The sequence below is a fragment of the Spirillospora sp. NPDC029432 genome (assembly GCF_040703975.1).
In the GTDB taxonomy this organism is placed as follows: domain Bacteria; phylum Actinomycetota; class Actinomycetes; order Streptosporangiales; family Streptosporangiaceae; genus Spirillospora.
This window is the reverse complement of sequence record NZ_JBEZWH010000109.1, coordinates 1-16805: the sequence shown is the minus strand read 5'-3', so window position 1 is coordinate 16805 and position 16805 is coordinate 1. Positions and strand designations below refer to the sequence as shown.

The window sequence follows — 16805 nt, the reverse complement described above, 5'->3', positions numbered from 1 at the left end:
CCGGCTGCCCCGCGCCTGGCTGGCCGCCGGCGGCCCCCCCGGGGGGGGGGGGGGGCGGGCCCCCCCCCCCCCCCCCCCCCCGCCGCCGCGGTCGGCGGGAAGCCCGCCGCCGGAGACGGCGGCAAGGGCGGGCTGCAACCCCCGTCCTGGCTCGCGCTCCTGTTCCTGCTGCCCGCGCTGCTGCTGCTCGGCTTCCTGGTCGTCTACCCGATCGTGTACTCGGTCGTCCGCAGCTTCCTCGACGCCGAGGGCACCGGCTTCGCGGGCCTCGACAACTACATCGGCGTCTTCCAGGGCCACGACAACCTGGTCGCCGTCCGCAACACCGCGATCTGGGTGGTGGTGGCGCCCACCCTGGTCACCATCGTCGGCCTGGTCTTCGCCGTGCTCACCGAGCGGATCCGGTGGGCCACGGTGTTCAAGCTCGTGGTGTTCATGCCGATGGCGATCTCGTTCCTCGCCTCCGGCGTGATCTTCCGCCTGGTGTACGAGCAGGACCCCGACAAGGGCGTGGCCAACGCCGCGATGGTCGCCGTCCACGACACCTTCGCCGGGGGAGCGAGCTACCCCGGCGCCGGCCCGCGGACCGGCGGCGACCAGCCGGTGCGGCCCGGATCCGACGGAGTCTCGGTGAACGTCGCCGCGCCCGTCGCCGCGGGGCAGAGCGCGCTGGTCCCGCTGGTGCGCGTCAAGCCCGAGCTGCTGCCGAAGGACGCCGAGCCCGCGGCGGCGCCGCCGGCGGCCCGGCCCGGGCAGCTGACCGGCACCGTGTGGTTCGACTTCACCAAGGGCGGCGGCGGGGCGCCCAACCGGCCCAACGCCGGCGAGTCCGGGCTGCCGGGCGTCACCGTCCAGGCGATGCGGGGGAGCGAGGTCGCCGGCACGGCCACCACCCGGGCGGACGGCACGTTCACCATCACCGGCCTCGGGTCCGGGACGTACACCGTCACGCTGCCCAAGGACAACTTCACCGCCGCCTACGGCGGCGCGGAGTGGCTCGGCGGCACCCTCATCACCCCGGCGATCATCGGGTCGTACCTGTGGGTGTGGGCCGGTTTCGCGATGGTCCTGATCGCCGCGGGCCTGGCCGCCATCCCGCGCGACGCGCTCGAGGCGGCCCGGGTGGACGGCGCCACCGAATGGCAGGTGTTCCGGCGGGTGACGATCCCGCTGCTGGCGCCCGTCCTGATGGTCGTGCTGGTCACGCTGGTCATCAACGTGCTGAAGGTGTTCGACCTGGTGTTCATCATCGGCGGCGGCGATCCCGACGCCAGCGTGCTGGCGCTGCGGATGTGGACCGAGTCGTTCGGCGGCGGCAACGACCAGGGATCGGGCAGCGCGATCGCGGTGCTGCTGTTCCTGCTGGTGGTGCCCGCCATGCTGTTCAACATCCGGCGGCTGCGGCAGGAGCGGTCATGAGCGCGAAGAACGCGGGTGCGGCGCCCGGGGCGCCGAAGCGGGGCGTGGCCGCCCGGATCGCCGGCCGCATCGGCGGCGGCGTGGCACAGGGGCTGCTGGTCGTGGTCGCGCTGTTCTGGCTCGTTCCGACGTTCGGGCTGCTGATGGCCTCGCTGCGGTCGAACGAGGACAACAACGCCGGCGGCTGGTGGCAGGTGTTCACCACGCCGTCGCAGCTGACCGGCGAGGCCTACACCGCGCTGCTCGACAAGCCGGACTTCATCGACTCGTTCTGGAACACCGTGCTCATCACGGTGCCCTCCACGCTGCTGGTCGTGGGGATCGCGGCACTGGCCGCGTACGCGTTCGCGTGGCTGGAGTTCCCGGGCCGCGACTGGCTGTTCCTGCTGGTGGTGGCGCTGCTGGTCGTGCCGGTGCAGGTCGCGCTGATCCCGGTCGCCAAGCTGTACGGGCGGATCGACTTCGGCGGCTTCCAGATGTTCGGGTCGGTCACCGGCGTGGTGCTGTTCCACGTGGCGTTCGGCCTGCCGTTCGCCATCTTCCTGCTGCGCAACTTCTTCGCCGCGATCCCGCGCGACCTGCTGGAGGCGGCGCGGATGGACGGCGGCTCGGAGTGGACGATCTTCCGCCGGGTGATCTTCCCGCTGGGCGGCCCGGCGATCGCCTCGCTGGGCATCTTCCAGTTCCTGTGGGTGTGGAACGACCTGCTGGTCGCGCTGGTGTTCGCCGACACCGGATCGCAGCCGATGACCAAGTGGCTGCAGTCGCAGATGCGGCAGTTCACCGGCAACATCGACGTGCTGGCGCCCGGCGCGTTCCTGTCGCTGATCATCCCGCTGATCGTCTTCTTCGCGTTCCAGCGCTACTTCGTGCAGGGCGTGCTGGCCGGCTCGGTGAAGTGAGCCGGGCGGCGACCGCGCCGGAGACGGGAGCGTGAGACGGGGCGAGGCCCGGGCCGTGCGTACGGCCCGGGCCTCGCGGCGTCCGGATCAGGCGGCGTTCGGGTCAGGCGGCGTCCCGGTCAGGCGGACGTCTTGGCGACCGGGGTGTCCACGGCGGCGGCCTCGGCGTGGCCGATCGCCAGGCCGCTGGCCGGGTCGAAGAAGTGCAGCCGGCGGGTGTCGACGGCCAGGTCGATGTCCTGGCCGGGCCGCACGTGCGAGCGGGCGTTGACGCGGGCGGTCCACAGCGCCTTGTTGTCGGCCAGCGGGATCGCCATGTCCTCCTCGCCCTCGGCGGCGTCCTCGGCCAGGTCGGCGGTGTCCTTGTGCTCGACCGGCGGGGCGTCGATGGCGAAGATGACGTTGATCTCGCTGCCGAGCTCCTCGGTGACGCTGGTGGTGGCGTGCAGCGGCGCCCAGTCGGGCTTGGCGTGCGCGGCGTCCTCGAAGTCGGAGGGCCGGATCCCGAGGATGATGTCGCGGCCGAAGTACCCGTCCAGGCCGGGCTTGGCGGCCAGCAGGTCGGCCGGCACCGGCAGCGTGTAGCCGGCGAACGAGACGCGCGCGCCGTCGTCGTCGTTCTCCAGCTTTGCGGACACGAAGTTCATCGCGGGCGAGCCGATGAAGCCCGCCACGAACAGGTTGACCGGGTTGTCGAACAGCCGCTGCGGCGTGTCGACCTGCTGCAGCTTGCCCTCGCGCAGCACGCAGACCCGGTCGCCGAGGGTCATGGCCTCGACCTGGTCGTGCGTGACGTACACGGTGGTGACCTTGAGCCGCTCGTGCAGCTGGCTGAGCGAGGCGCGCATCGACACGCGGAGCTTGGCGTCGAGGTTGGACAGCGGCTCGTCCATCAGGAACGCCTGCGGCTCGCGGACGATCGCGCGGCCCATCGCGACCCGCTGCCGCTGCCCGCCCGACAGCGCGGCCGGCTTGCGCGACAGGTACTGCTCCAGGCCGAGCATCTTGGCGGCGTCGCGGACCTTCTTGGCCCGCTCCTCCTTGGAGACGCCGCGCAGCTTCAGGCCGAACGCCAGGTTCTGCTCGACGGTCATGTGCGGGTAGAGGGCGTAGTTCTGGAACACCATCGCGATGTCGCGGTCCTTGGGCGCCAGGTCGTTCACCACCCGCTCGCCGATGGAGATCTTGCCGCCGCTGATCTCCTCCAGCCCGGCGATCATCCGCAGCGCGGTGGACTTGCCGCAGCCCGACGGGCCGACCAGCACCATGAACTCGCCGTCGCGGATCTCCAGGTCCAGCCCGTCGACGGCCTTGACCCCGCCGCCGTACACCTTGTCGACCCGCTCCAGCACGATCTCGGCCATCTCGTCCCTCTCGCTCCGCTCAGTGGAAACGTTTCCAACGCCCTACCGCCCACCAGGGCGTTTATCCAGTGACCGGAGTCAACATGATGGAAACGTTTCCAGGAAAGGCCCGGTCATGAAAAGATGACCGGCGGAGAGGCGGTGGGCCGATGGCGGGCGGGCGACCTGCGACGATCAAGGACGTGGCGGCGGCGGCCGGGGTGGGCATCGCGACCGTGTCGCGGGTGTTCACCGGCACCGGCTCGGTCGGCGCGGCCACCCGCGAGCGCGTGCTGGCCGCGGCCCGCGAGCTGGACTACCGGCCCAGCGCCCTCGGCCGCGGGCTCAAGCTGCGGCGCGCCGGCGGGATCGGGCTGATCGTCCCCGACGTCACCGACCCGTTCTGCGCCGAGCTGATCGCCGGGGTGCTCGCCTGCGCCCGCACCCTGGGCGAGCACGTGATCGTGGACGCCGCGCACGGCGACCCCGCCCGCGAGGCCGAGATCGTCGAACGCCTCGTCGAGCAGCGCGTCGCGGGCGTCATCGCGCTGCCCGCCGGCGACGCCGCCGCCTGGCGCAGCGCCGCCGGCGCCGGGCCCGGAGCCGGTGTCGTCTTCGCCGACCGGGCGCTGCCCGGCCTCCCGGAGATCCCCGCCGTCCTCGCCGACGACCGCGCGGGCGTGCGCACGCTCACCGAGTACCTGGCCGGCCTCGGGCACCGCCGCATCGCGTTCCTGGGCGGCGCGGCCCCCGGGACCCCGCCGGGCGTGCGCGAGCGCGCGTTCCGCGACACGCTGGACGCCGTGGGCGTGCCCGCCGACGAGGACCTGATCGTCGCCGCCCGGCCCGAGCGCGACAGCGCGTACGGCGCCGCCGCCGGGCTGCTGCAGCGGCGCGGCGACGTGACCGCCGTGCTCGCCGCCGGCCACCTGCTCGGCGAGGCGGCCGTCCTGGTCGCCCGCGAGCTGGACCTGCGCGTCCCGGCCGACGTCTCCATCGCGATGGTCGACGACGTGCCCTGGGCGGAGCTGTGCGACCCGCCCCTCACCGCCGTCGCCCGTCCCGGGCACGACATCGGATACCGGGCGTGCGAGCTGCTCCTGCGCGACCGCGCGCGCCGCGGCCGCGGCGGCCCGGTGCTGCTGCCGGCCGAGCTGATGATCCGCGGCAGCTGCGGCCCGCCCCGCACCGCCCGCGGCGGCGGCCGTTCCGGCTGAATACACGCCCGCCGTGATCGCTCTTGACCCTGCACGGACCCCGCCGACACGCTAGATTTCCGGGGTGGAGGAGATCGATCGTCAGATCATGGCGTTGCTGGCCGATGACGGCCGGATGAGCTTCACCGATCTGGCCAAGGAGACCGGCCTGTCGGTGTCGGCCGTGCACCAGCGGGTGCGGCGGCTGCAGAAGCGCGGCGTCATCAAGGGGTTCACGGCACTGCTGGACAACGAGCAGATCGGGCTGCCGCTCACCGCGTTCGTATCGATCAAACCGATCGACCCGGCGGCGCCGGACGACGCGCCCGAGCGGCTGGCCGGCCTGGCCGCGATCGAGGCCTGCCATTCGGTGGCGGGGGAGGAGAGCTACATCCTCAAGGTGAGGGTGAACTCCCCCAACGAGCTGGAGGACCTGCTCCAGCAGATCCGAGCCGCGGCCAACGTCGCGACCCGCACCACGGTCGTTCTCAGCACCCCCTGGGAGAACCGCCGTCCGCCCCTTTGAGAGGAACGGTAAGAGGAACGGTCAAGCTCCCCCGCGGGTCGCGGCCCGCGGGGGAGCGGCGCTCAGGCGCCGGGCGCGAACGCCTCCAGGGCCTCTTCCGCGCGGCGCAGCGACTCCGCCGGATCCGCGTCCGGCCCGCTGATCTCCGGATCGAAGTTCAGGTCGACGAACAGCTCGGTCATCCCCTGCGCGGCTATGTCGTCGAAGTCGGCGCGGATCTCCTCGTACGAGCCGGTCAGCGGGCGCCGGTCCGCCCGGCCCGCCGCGCGCACCCGTACCGCCGCGCGGCACACGAACCGCAGGGCCGACGGGTCCCGCCCGGCCTTCTCCGCCGCCTCCCGGACGACCGCGACCGACCGCCCCAGCGACGCCGGATCGGCCCGGCTGGCGCTCACCCAGCCCGCCGCCAGCCGCCCCGCCCGGCGCAGCGCGGCGTCGGCCGCGCCGCCCAGCAGGATCGGCGGCTCCGGCGACTGCACCGGCGCCGGGCCCATCACCACCGGCGGGAACCGGTGGAACTCGCCCTCGAAGCCCTGGCCGCCGGCCCACAGCGCCCGCATCGCGGCGATGAACTCCTCCGCCCGCGCCCCGCGCCGCTCCATCGGCGCGCCCGCCGCCGCGAACTCCTCGGGCATCCAGCCGATCCCGAGCCCGAGGTCCAGCCGCCCGTCCGCGACCCGGTCCAGCGTGGCGGCCTGCTTGGCCAGCAGCACCGGCGAGTGGAACGGCATGTTCACGATCGCCACGCCCAGCCGGATCCGCCGGGTCAGCCCCGCCAGGTAGGCCAGCGTCACCAGCGGGTCCGGAACGTCCCGGTACGGGGTGTCGGTGGCCCCGGCCGGGTTGAGCAGCCGCTGGAGCGTCCAGAGCGAGCGGTACCCGAGCTCCTCGGCCCGCCGCGCGACCGCCACCTGCCCGGCCGGCCCGGACCATCCGCCCGACACCGGCACGGCGAACCCGATCAGCACGTCACGCCCCCTCGTCCCCTGGCACCTCGACGCGGCGACTCTACCGGCCGGGCTCGTCCCACCCGCCGGCGAACCCGCCGCCCGGCGGTCAGGAGGCGGCGACGATGAAGCTGGAGTTGCCGAAACCGACCTCGTCCCCGGGCCGCACCCGCGTCGGCCCGGTGAGCCGCCAGCCGTTGAGCCGGGTGCCGTTCATCGAACCGAGATCGGAGATCATCCACTCCTCGCCGGTCCGGTAGATCTCGGCGTGGAACCGGGAGACGGTCAGGTCGGTGAGGATGAACTGGCAGCCGGGCGCGCGGCCCACCACGATCCGGGTCAGCCCCGGCGGCGGCAGCATGAACCGCGGCAGCCGCGGCGCCCGCCACGCCGCCTCGAACCGCGCCGTCACCTGCGACACCGACGAGATCAGGCCGGTGAGCCGGCCCACCACCCGGTTGGTGGGCGGCAGGTCGTGCACGATGTCGGCCAGCTCGGCCTGGCTCTGGGCGCGCAGTACCTGGTCCACCCGGCGCTCGAACGTCTCGTGCGACATCCGGCCCTCGGCCACCCGGTCGCTGAGGACGCGCAGGACCCGATCGCGTTCCATGTCGGACGCTCGCACCGGGAACGCTGGCTGACCGTCCATGTTGTGAGTATCCAGAACCTCTCAACGCCTGTCTAGCAGGCGCTTCCGGGGGCGAAACGAAGATCGTTGCTGGACCGTACTTTGGCATGTTAGACGCTCTCCGGCCACCCGGAGTTCGAAGTCGCCACCGGCCCCGGCCGGTCCGGAATCCGCCGCCGCGGGCCGTGCGATCACCGGCTTCGGGCGGGCCTGGAGCGGCTCCCGGCGGGCTCGCCGCGCTCAGAAGGCCTCGAACGGTCCTGAGACGACGGTGAGCACGGGAAACCCGTCCAGCTCGCGCGGCACCCGCTCCCGCACGGACTCGTCCCGGACGTACACGCGGACGGCGTCGGTCCCGTCCGCCGCGCGCCCGTGGTCGAATCCCTCGACGCCGTCGATCGCGAGCAGCCGCTCCTGGTTTCGCGCGATGGCCTCGTCCACGGGAGACATGGGGGGTGGTGGCGGCGGCTCGAACGGCACCGCCGCCACCTCCGGAGAGTCCTGGGGACTCCGGTAATCCCGCGGATCGTGATCGTTCTTCATGGACTCTCCTCCCCCGCGCCCGCCGTCAGGTGACCAGGTTGATGTCCAGTGCCGAGGCGACCCAGGGCATCGGGTTGGCGATCGTGACGCCACCGCCACCGGCGAACAGCAACCCTACCGGGTTGCGGTAGGCGTTCCAGGTCCAGATGGACGAGCCGGAATCCCCGCCGGCGCTGAAATTGCCTTCGATGGCGACCTGGTTCGCGAAGAACGCCCATCCGGGGGTTCCGTAATTGACCCGGCCTGACCAATTGGTAGCGGTTATTCTCCCGCTCCTGAGTTGCGTGGTGCGGCCGGTCTTCCCGACGATCTGCCCCACGGCCGGATAGGCGATGCTGCTGCTGATGCGGAAAAGGTTGATACCTCCGCTGGTCTGATAGCCGAGTTCCCGCCGGACCCGGTCCGGCCAGCACCAGCCGGTCGCGCAGTCGACGTAGTTCGTGGGGCCGCCGTAGCGGATGGGAACGAACCGCTCCAGAATGGCGATCTGGTCGTTCGGGCATGTACCGCCGTCGTAGGGGCCCGGCTGGCAGATGCAGTCTCCGTACTGTGCGCTGTTGGAATTGGCGATGACGTGGTTGTTGCTGAGGCACATCAGCCGCTGGTTGCGCGGGGAGCTCCGGCCGGTCGCCAGGCAGCCGATCGTCCCGGCCGTGACGCGGAAGTGCGCGACCGAGAACCCGCCCGGCGCCGGCCGGACGCGGGCCCGGTTGGCCAGCGCGTCGATGACCCCGCTCGTGACCACGCGCATCGGGAGGTCGCCCGCGGCGCGGACCCCCATGGCGTCCGCGACGGTCTCCCGCACGGTCTCCGGTGTCGCCGATTCGGCCACGTAGACCGTGAGGACCGGGGCTCCGGGTTCGCCGCCCGCGTCGGCGTCGCCGAGCCCGATGGAGACCCCCTGCACGTTGCCCGCGCCCTCGAGGTCCTCGGCGGACATGGGGCCCGGCTGGTCCTGGACGCTCTGCTGGATCGCGGCGGCGATCTCCTCCTTGGCGTCGAGGACCTCCGCGGGCACCCCCGGCTCCGCGGCGGGAGGGGCCGTGAAGGCCGCCTGCTCGGCCGCGTCCTGCGCCGGTTCCTGGAAACGTACGCTCGCGTTCTCGTCGGCCTGCCCGCCTTCGGCGGGAGGCGCGGAATATCCGTTGTCGTTCTCGTTCGGTCCAGCCATGAATTGGCCTCTCTCTTCGGGAATTACGTGTACGCGACAGGAAGATAAGGATCGTCTTTCCGGCACGCCGAGACGTCTGTTCCCGGGTTCTGCGCGTCCCACCGCGGTTTGCCGACCTTTGCCGCCACTCTTTCCAAGGTCCGCTGGGTGGACGGCGGGTTTGGTGGACCTTTTGCAGAGGTCGAAAAGCAGAAATTTCAACGATCCCGCGCAATGGCGCCCGCGTGATCACTCGATCCCGGCCCGGCCGCTGCGGCGGACCGGCGCCCGCCGCGCGGAGGTCCGCGACGGCATGGAACGGGCATGGAACGGGGATGGAACGGGCCGGGAGCCCGTCCGGGGGATGATCGCCATGGGCCGGCTTTGCCCGCGGCATGCTCAGCGCGGGGGAGTGGTCCCCTTGGCCGGTCCCTGCCACTCCAGCAGGAGGATGGTGGCGTCGTCGTCCAGGTGGCCCGCGTGGTGGTCCAGGATGCTGCGGATGAGCCGGCGCAGCGTCTCCGGAACCGGAAGGCCGTCGGCGTCGCGGCGGATGATGAAGTCGACGAAGCGGTGCAGGCCGAACTCCTGGCCGTGCGGATTGCGGGCCTCGACGATCCCGTCGGTGTAGAGCAGCACCCGGTCGCCGGGTTCGAGCTGCTCCCGGCAGAGTTCGGCGGCGGTCCCCAGGCCGGTGCCCAGCGGGGCGGCCGGTTCGCAGTCCAGGCTGGTCACCCAGCGCCCGCCGCGGATGACCAGCGGCGGCGGGTGGCCGTGGTTGACCCACGACAGCACGCCCGTACGGGTGTCCAGGTCGGCCAGCACCGCGGTGACGAAGCCGCCGGAGTCGAACTGCCGGCCGAGGACCTCCTCGATCGCCTGGCCGGTCCGGACGAGGCCCGCGCCCTCCAGGCGGCTGTTGCGGCCGGCGGCCACGGCGAGGTTCGCGGCCAGCCCGGACGTGGTGTCGTGCCCCATGGCGTCGAAGATGGCCAGGTTGACGATGTCGCCGGCCAGCCCGTAGTCGAAGGCGTCACCGCCGAGCCGGTACGCCGGTTCCAGGGCCGCACCGATGATCACGCGGTCGTTGGCGAACGTCAGCGGCGGCATCAGCCGCCACTGCATCTCGGCCGACACCGTCATGGGGCGGACGCGGACGAGCCGGGAGTAGGTGTCGCTCAGCGGGCGCTTGCTCACCACCATCAGCGCCACCAGGCCCACCAGGCGCCACAGCAGCTGCAGGGCGTTCGGGTCGTCGCTCTCCACGGTCGCGCGGACGACCCCGAGGCGCTCCGTCCCGTCCAGCAGCGGCACCCACCACTGCTCCGCGCCGTCCTCCAGGGACTGGCCCTGGACCATCTCCAGGGTCTGGTACGCGCGCCCCGCGAGCGTCCCCGCGACCCGCATCTCCATCGCGGCGCCGTCCGGGACGGAGTCGTCGTCGCGCCCGGTCAGCAGGCGGAGCACGTTCTCCTGCAGATCCACCACGTAGATCAGCATGTCGCGGAAGCCGGCGCGGGACGCGTGCCGGGCCAGCGCGGTGGGGATCTGCTGCATCGACAGCAGGTGGCTGGCCTCGATCAGCTCCCCGAGCACCCGCTCCTCGTCATCGGCACGCATCAGCATCCATAACGCCAGGGCGCCCGCGCGCACGCCCTGATGCCGCCGTCGGCCGCCGACCCACCCAACTGATCTGACCCTGCCCTCCCGCCAGGCCCGGAAACGGTGCCGGACCTGGTCGGACGCGGCGGGCTCAGTCGACGCGCTCGGCGTTGGAGACGTAGCCGCCCCCGCCCGGGTAGACCCAGGCCCCGTCGAGCGTGCGGCCGTCGGCGCCGAAGGTGCCCTTGAAGTAGGCGGGCGACCCGCGCTCGCCCGCCCAGATCGTGAGGGTGTCGCCCTCGATCTCGTAGGTGTAGTCGAGGGTGCTGCCGTCGTCGCCGTAGTAGCGGGACCTGATGTCGGCGCTGGGCTCGGCCATCAGCGGCCGCTCCCGGCCGATGATCTCGAAGCCGTACGTGTCGCCCAGGTGCACGTCCTGCCGGAGGAAGAAGTCGTTCAGCCACCGGTAGGTCACGGTGCCCTCGTGCCCTCCGCTGATCTTCCAGGTGCCGACAAGCCTGTCCAGTGCCTGCAGCGCCGCGTCGCCGGTCATCGCCGTCTCCCTCGCAGTGGGGCGGCTCCCCGCGCCGTCCGGGAAGCCGATCGGTCCTCAGTGCATGCGAGCAGGATTATTCCGCCTGGGACTTCGGCCCCGCCGCCCTTCGTGGTGGCCGGTTGTGGCGCCGCGCCGCCGCCGCAGGGGCGGGCGGCGGTCTCCCGCCGCCCGCACGGGGTGCGCCGGGGGCCGCCGGGCGCGGGAGGCGTCAGCGGTCGAGGAGGTCGCGGGCGATGTGGGTCACCTGGATCTCGTCGGTGCCGGCGTAGATCTGGAACGACTTGGCGTCGCGGGCCAGCTGCTCGACGCGGTACTCCGACATGTAGCCGTTGCCGCCGAACAGCTGGACGGCCTCCATCGCCACCTCCGAGGCGGCCTGGGCGGAGTACAGCTTCATCGCCGACGCCTCGGCCAGCGTCGGGGTACGGCCGGCGCGCTGCATCTCGATGTGGCGGAACACCAGGTTCTGGACGTTCAGCCGGGCGACCTCCATCTTGGCGAGCTTGAGCTGGATGAGCTGGAAGTCGCCGATCCGCTGCCCCCACAGCTCGCGCTTCTTGGCGTAGTCGACCGACAGCTTCAGGCACTCCTCGATGACGCCGAGGGACATGGCCGCGACGCCGGCGCGCTCGGTGACGAAGTTGGCCTTGGCCGACTCCTTGCCGCTGCCGGAGCCGGAGTTCAGCAGCCGGTCCGGGCCGACCTGCACGTCGTTGAGGAACAGCTCGCCGGTGGGGGAGGAGTGCAGGCCCATCTTGCGCAGCGGCTTGCTCTGCTCCAGGCCCGGCATCCCCCGGTCGAGGACGAACGTGAGGATCTCGCGGTCGCGGGCCTCGCGCCCGTCGTCGAGCTTGCAGTAGAAGACGATCGTGTCGGCGTACGGGCCGTTGGTGATGAACGTCTTGCTGCCGTTGAGGATCCATCCGTCGCCGGACGGCCGCGCGGTGGCCTGCATGCCGCCGAACGCGTCGGACCCCGAGTTCGGCTCGGTGATCGCCCACGCGCCGATCTTGTCGAAGGTGAGCAGGTCCAGCGCCCAGCGGCACTTCTGCTCGGCGCTGCCGCGCCCGGCGATGGTCCCGGCGGCCAGCCCGAGGCTGACGCCCATGGCCGAGACCATCCCGGGCGCGACCTTGCACAGCTCGATGACGGGCAGCATGGTCATGGCCGCGTTCCCGCCGCCGCCGGAGCCCTGCTCGCCGCCGCTCTCGCCGGCCTCCTCGCGCTCCAGCCGGGCCTGGAAGGACGAGCGGGCCAGCTCGTCCATGCCGAAGGTCTTGTAGAGGCTCCGGATGAGGTCGTACGGGGGGAGCTCACCGGACTCCAGCCGGTCGGCCTGGGGCCGGACCTCGGCCTCGATCCAGTCGCGCACCGCGTCCCGGATCATCAGATCTTCGTCGGACCACTCGATCATGCGGGTGTCGCCCTCGCTCTCGCCTGGTGGGGCGTCCATCCAAGCAGACGGCGAAAGCGAACGCTTACCGCGGGGTCACTTCTCGAACGAGACGACGTCGGCCAGCACGCCGCCGGCGGAGGTGAGCCGGTCCTCGGCGGGGCTGTCGTAGACCACCAGCAGCTTGGGGCGGCCCTCGTGGTCGGTCTCGTCCAGGACCGCGATGCCCTCGGCGTGGTCGTCGCCGTCGCCGTACGGCAGCGGGCCGAGGACCTGCAGCTCGTCGGCGTGCACGATGTCGGGGGCGTCCACGGTGACGGCGCCGGGCCAGCGCACGACCCGCACCGGCCCGTCCAGGTCCATGCTGGGGCCGGTCAGGACGAGCAGGTCGTCGCCGTGCGGGCACAGGTCCCGCACGCCCAGGCCGCCAAGGTCGAGGAAGTGGGTGCGGTAGCGCTCGCCGTCCTCGCCGATCCTGCGCAGCCGCAGCCGCCGCGGGTCGTCCGGGTCGGTCTCGGGGTGGATCTCCACGAGCACGGCCCAGCCGCGCAGCACCGGCCCGCGGAACCCGATGTAGAGGCGCTCGCCGTGGGCGGCGATGCCCTCGATGTCGACCCCGTTGTCCTTGCTGGGGATGGCCAGGAACGGTCCCAGGTGCGGGTCGCCGGCCAGCAGGTCGGTGAGGGAGTCGCCGCGGCCCCCCAGCACGGCGGCGGTGCGCCCGCCGTCCTCCGCGACCACCTCCGGCAGCCCGTCGGCGCCGGTGACCAGGGGCATCCGGGCGATGATGAACCGGTTCTCCTCGCGGACCACGGTGGCCAGCCGCTTGCGCGACTTGGCGTCGGACTGGTCCGGCTTGATCTTCTTGCGCTTGAGGCTGTGCGACCCGATCGCCCAGAGCCACCCGTTGGTGCGGGCCAGCCCCTCGATGTCGGCCTCCTCGTCCGGTCCCGCGGGCAGCGGGACCAGGTCGGCGAGCCGCACGGTGCGCTGGCCGGCGTAGCCGGTGACGTGCCCCTGGGCGTCGGTGGTCGCGGTCAGCCGTTCGATGGTGGCGGTCTCGTCCCCCGCCACCCACAGGCAGGAGCCGTCCTGGCGTACGGCGGACAGGTTGGTGTGCGTCTCGGCTTCGCGGCTCTCCTGCGCGAAGCGGAGCTCGACCCGGCGTTCCACGATCATTCGGCGATGGTTTCACATTCCGGCGGAACGGGCCCCGGCCCCCGGTGAACGTTCCAGCGGACGTTCAGGGTTTCGGGCTTGCGGAAAACGAGTCCGCGTGGTTCGGGGACGGGGCCGGGCGCGAGCCGCAGGCCGGGCAGGCGGTCCAGCAGCTCCTCCAGGACGGTCAGCGTCTCGAGCCTGGCCAGGTGCGCGCCGAAGCAGAAGTGGGGGCCGTGCGCGAACGCCAGGTGCTCGCCCGCGTTCGCGCGCCGCACGTCGTAGCGGTCGGGGTCGGGGAAGGCGGCGGGGTCGCGGTTGGCGCCCGCGAGCGACACGCGCACGAGGTCGCCCTCGCGGATCGGGGCGCCCTCCAGCTCCACGTCGCGGGTGGCGTACCGGTCGACGACCGAGGCCGAGGGCTCCAGCCGCAGCGACTCCTCGATCGCGGCCGGCAGCAGCGCCCGGTCGGCGCGGACCAGGTCGAGTTCGGCGGGATGGCCGAGCAGGTGCAGGACGGCGTTGGCGATCATCCCCTCGGTGGTGTCGATGCCGCCGAACATCAGCACGGCCGCGTTCGCGACGACCTCGGCGCCGGTCAGCCCCTCCTCCTGGTGGGCGGCCTCGGCGAGGAGCGAGGCGGAGCCGGGCGCGGCGGCGGCCTCCTCGACGGCGTCGCGCAGCCGTCCGTACGCCTCGTCCGCGCGGCCGTCCGGCTCGCCGCCGGTGGTGATGGCGGACACGGCCTCGACGAACGCCTCGTACCAGGACCGGACCGTCGCGGCGTCGGCGCCCCGCAGCCCGAGCGCCTCGGCGACCACCGCCACCGCCAGCGGCCCGGCCAGCTCGCCGCGCAGCTCGGCCTCGCCGGCGGGGGCCAGCGCCGCCGTCAGCCGCGCGGCCTCGTCCCGCACGAACGCGGTGAAGCGCTCGCGGGTGCGGGCCGGGCGGAACGGCCGGGCGAACGGCTCGCGGTGGCGGGCGTGCGCGCGGCCGTCCAGGGACAGCATGCTCGGGCCGAGCAGCCGCGCGGTGGAGAAGCGGGGGTCGTCGACGGTGAACGCCGCGGCGTCGCGCATCACCGCGAGCGCGGGGCGGCGGGCGGTGACGAGCCAGCCGTCCAGCGCCGGCAGCCAGGAGACGGGCTCGCGGGAGCGCAGCCGGGCCAGGTGGGGGTGCGGGTCGCCCTCCAGGTCGGCGACGGTGACGGCCGCGCCGAGAGGGAACCGGTCGATGAGCTCGGAATCCACCACGAAAGGGTACGCGCCCCCGCGATCATCCGCTCCTGATCTACAACGTAAAGGCGCCGGGCCGTTCGCTCCACCAGGCACGGCCCCGCTCCGGCAGCGTGTGGATCGGGTCGTAGTACTCGTACCGGCGGGTCAGCGCGTCCGGATCGCCGGCCTCCAGCCCCGTGCGGTAGTTCTTCGTCCAGTACGAGACGCCCCGCTCGCGGTCGTAGTCGGCGAGCTGGTGCACCCACCGCTTGCCGACGTAGGGGACGTCGCACACGATCCGCGGCGTGGCGAAGCCGGGCAGGTAGCCCATGATGGCGTGCTGGAGCTCCTGCGCCTCCCAGACCGCGACGCGCCAGTGCTCGCTGCCGGGGATCATGTCGCACATGTACAGGTAGTACGGCAGGATCCCGGCCTCGTCCAGCAGCGCGAACGACAGGTCCAGCAGGTCGGCCGGCGTGGCGTTGACGCCGCGCAGCAGCACGCCCTGGTTGCGCACGTCGCGGATGCCGGTGTCCAGCAGCGCGCGGGACGCCCTGGCGACCAGCGGGGTGAGGGAGCGGGCCGCGTTGACGTGGGTGTGTACGGCGATCTGCACGCCGCGCGCGTTCGCCTTGGCCGCCAGCCGCTCCATGCCGGCGCGCACCTCGTCCTGCAGCCAGTGCTGCGGCAGCCCCATCAGCGCCTTGGTCGCCAGCCGGATGTCGCGGATGTTGTCGATGCCGAGCAGCGCGTCGACGAACGCCTCCAGCCGCGGCCAGGGCAGGTTGGCGACGTCGCCGCCGGAGACGACCACGTCCCGCACGCCGGGGGTGCGGCGCAGGTAGTCGAGCATCGCGGCGTGCCGGTCCGGGGCCTTGATCGTGAACTTGTGCTTGTCGACGGCCGGGGTGGAGTTGCCGACCAGGTCCATGCGGGTGCAGTGCCCGCAGTACTGGGGGCAGGTCGGCAGCAGCTCGGCCAGCACCTTGGTGGGGTAGCGGTGGGTGAGCCCCTCGACCGCCCACATCTCGGCCTCGTGCAGGGAGTCGCGGGCGGCGTACGGGTGGGACGGCCAGTCGGTGCGGCGGTCGCTGTGCACCGGGATCATGTAGCGGCGGACGGGGTCGTGGTAGAACGCCTCGGTCGAGCCGGTGTCCATGGTGTTGAGCATCTGCGGCGTCACCAGCATCGACATGGTGGCGCTCTGCTTCTGGTCGCGCTCCAGGTCGATGTAGAACGCCTCGTCCAGCAGGTCGCCCATGACCTGCCGCAGCTGCCGGAGGTTCTTCACGCAGTGGGCGCGCTGCCACTGCGCCGACTCCCATTCCGCGGCCGTCACGTCCCGCCATCCGGGGAACCTCCGCCAGTCGGGCTCCCGCAGCGGGGTACGGCGGTAGGCGTAGGGCTGGTCGGTCTTCTGGACGACGCCCGGGTCGGGACGTAGGGCGGTGGTCATCGTCGACCCCTCCTCGCAGCGTGCCGGCTTCGATCATTGCCGTAAAAATCTTGTATAGGGGCGACGTTACGGGAAGAATTGCGATTCAACCAGTGATCCTGCGTATATCTTACGTGACCTGCGGAATGATCGACGATGACCGACGGTGAGGGGCATCAGATGACCATGACCGAGGCCGGACTGCACCGCGTGCTGGAGCCGGAGGGCGTGCTGCCCCAGGCGGCGCGCCGGCTGGACACCGACCCCCGGATCCGGCCCGACGAGGTCCGGGTACGGGTCGAGCGCCTCAACCTGGACGCCGCCTCGTACCGGCAGCTGCGCACCGCGCACGGCGGCGACCCGGACGCGATCCGCCGCGAGGTGCTGGAGATCATCGAGACCCGCGGCAAGATGCACAACCCGGTCACCGGCTCGGGCGGCATGCTGGTCGGCGTCGTCGACGAGGCCGGCCCGGACTCGCCGCTCGGCCTCAAGCCCGGCGACCGGATCGCCACGCTGGTCTCCCTGACCCTCACCCCGCTCGCGATCGACGACGGCCTCGCCGGCTGGGACGGCCGCTCCGAGCAGGTCCCCGCCTCCGGCCACGCGATCCTGTTCGCCCGCTCCATCGCCGCCGTGCTGCCCGCCGACCTGCCGGTGCCGCTGGCGCTGTCGGTCATGGACGTGTGCGGCGCGCCGGCCCTCACCCACCGCGTCGTCACCCGCGCCGCGGCCGGCGGGGCCGCGCCCGCCGTCGCCGTCCTGGGCGCGGCCGGCAAGAGCGGGTCGC

The 16805-nt window shown here is 72.6% G+C and carries 15 protein-coding genes and 1 pseudogene; 5 read left to right on the top strand and 11 right to left on the bottom strand.

What is annotated here, in order from left to right; translation table 11 throughout:
- Nucleotides 1–132: 132 nt before the first annotated feature.
- On the top strand, nucleotides 133–1419 hold the full coding sequence (locus AB0881_RS40005; RefSeq protein ID WP_366625910.1) for an ABC transporter permease subunit: 1287 nt from the start codon (nucleotides 133–135) through the stop codon (nucleotides 1417–1419).
- Nucleotides 1416–2321, top strand: coding sequence for a carbohydrate ABC transporter permease (locus tag AB0881_RS40000; RefSeq protein WP_366625909.1), 906 nt, complete (start codon nucleotides 1416–1418; stop codon nucleotides 2319–2321). The genes AB0881_RS40005 and AB0881_RS40000 overlap by 4 nt, the downstream gene beginning before the upstream one ends.
- A 119-nt stretch (nucleotides 2322–2440) precedes the next feature.
- Here the strand turns inward: AB0881_RS40000 and ugpC are convergent, their stop codons facing one another.
- Nucleotides 2441–3685 (bottom strand): sn-glycerol-3-phosphate ABC transporter ATP-binding protein UgpC, encoded by a 1245-nt coding sequence (gene ugpC, locus AB0881_RS39995; protein WP_366625907.1) that lies wholly within the window; start codon nucleotides 3683–3685, stop codon nucleotides 2441–2443.
- Nucleotides 3686–3834: 149 nt separating this feature from the next.
- On the opposite strand from ugpC, the gene AB0881_RS39990 reads away from it, so the two are divergent.
- Together AB0881_RS39990 and AB0881_RS39985 are read left to right on the top strand one after the other, a co-directional pair.
- Complete coding sequence (locus AB0881_RS39990; RefSeq protein WP_366625905.1) at nucleotides 3835–4881, top strand: LacI family DNA-binding transcriptional regulator; 1047 nt, start codon at nucleotides 3835–3837, stop codon at nucleotides 4879–4881.
- Between the two features lie 64 nt (nucleotides 4882–4945).
- Entirely contained in the window at nucleotides 4946–5386 is a 441-nt protein-coding gene (locus AB0881_RS39985; protein WP_366625903.1) for an Lrp/AsnC family transcriptional regulator, read from the top strand.
- 62 nt (nucleotides 5387–5448) lie between these two features.
- Here the strand turns inward: AB0881_RS39985 and AB0881_RS39980 are convergent, their stop codons facing one another.
- The 10 genes from AB0881_RS39980 to AB0881_RS39935 all read right to left on the bottom strand — a co-directional run bounded on the left by AB0881_RS39980 (nucleotide 5449) and on the right by AB0881_RS39935 (nucleotide 16036).
- A complete protein-coding gene (locus AB0881_RS39980) occupies nucleotides 5449–6354 on the bottom strand; it encodes a TIGR03619 family F420-dependent LLM class oxidoreductase (protein ID WP_366625901.1) in 906 nt (301 codons plus the stop codon).
- Nucleotides 6355–6442: 88 nt separating this feature from the next.
- Nucleotides 6443–6982 (bottom strand): DUF1707 and FHA domain-containing protein, encoded by a 540-nt coding sequence (locus AB0881_RS39975; RefSeq protein ID WP_366625899.1) that lies wholly within the window; start codon nucleotides 6980–6982, stop codon nucleotides 6443–6445.
- A gap of 219 nt (nucleotides 6983–7201) precedes the next feature.
- Nucleotides 7202–7504: a hypothetical protein gene (locus AB0881_RS39970; protein ID WP_366625897.1), complete on the bottom strand. Its 303-nt coding sequence runs from the start codon at nucleotides 7502–7504 to the stop codon at nucleotides 7202–7204.
- Between the two features lie 25 nt (nucleotides 7505–7529).
- Nucleotides 7530–8522 (bottom strand): hypothetical protein, encoded by a 993-nt coding sequence (locus tag AB0881_RS39965; protein ID WP_366625895.1) that lies wholly within the window; start codon nucleotides 8520–8522, stop codon nucleotides 7530–7532.
- 531 nt (nucleotides 8523–9053) lie between these two features.
- Nucleotides 9054–10274: a PP2C family protein-serine/threonine phosphatase gene (locus tag AB0881_RS39960; protein ID WP_366625894.1), complete on the bottom strand. Its 1221-nt coding sequence runs from the start codon at nucleotides 10272–10274 to the stop codon at nucleotides 9054–9056.
- 133 nt (nucleotides 10275–10407) lie between these two features.
- Nucleotides 10408–10809 (bottom strand): hypothetical protein, encoded by a 402-nt coding sequence (locus tag AB0881_RS39955; RefSeq protein ID WP_366625892.1) that lies wholly within the window; start codon nucleotides 10807–10809, stop codon nucleotides 10408–10410.
- A gap of 211 nt (nucleotides 10810–11020) precedes the next feature.
- On the bottom strand, nucleotides 11021–12265 hold the full coding sequence (locus tag AB0881_RS39950) for an acyl-CoA dehydrogenase family protein (RefSeq protein ID WP_366625890.1): 1245 nt from the start codon (nucleotides 12263–12265) through the stop codon (nucleotides 11021–11023).
- A gap of 36 nt (nucleotides 12266–12301) precedes the next feature.
- Complete coding sequence (locus AB0881_RS39945) at nucleotides 12302–13384, bottom strand: DUF3616 domain-containing protein (protein ID WP_366625888.1); 1083 nt, start codon at nucleotides 13382–13384, stop codon at nucleotides 12302–12304.
- Nucleotides 13381–14613 carry a cytochrome P450 gene (locus AB0881_RS39940; RefSeq protein ID WP_366625887.1) on the bottom strand — a complete coding sequence of 411 codons (1233 nt, stop codon included), beginning with the start codon at nucleotides 14611–14613 and terminating at the stop codon, nucleotides 13381–13383. Before AB0881_RS39940 ends, AB0881_RS39945 begins: the two co-directional genes overlap by 4 nt.
- 40 nt (nucleotides 14614–14653) lie before the next feature.
- Nucleotides 14654–16036: a lysine 2,3-aminomutase gene (locus tag AB0881_RS39935; RefSeq protein ID WP_366625885.1), complete on the bottom strand. Its 1383-nt coding sequence runs from the start codon at nucleotides 16034–16036 to the stop codon at nucleotides 14654–14656.
- Nucleotides 16037–16171: 135 nt separating this feature from the next.
- Between AB0881_RS39935 and AB0881_RS39930 the strand changes: the two are divergent.
- Nucleotides 16172–16805, top strand: a pseudogene (locus AB0881_RS39930) (L-erythro-3,5-diaminohexanoate dehydrogenase); the annotation flags it as partial.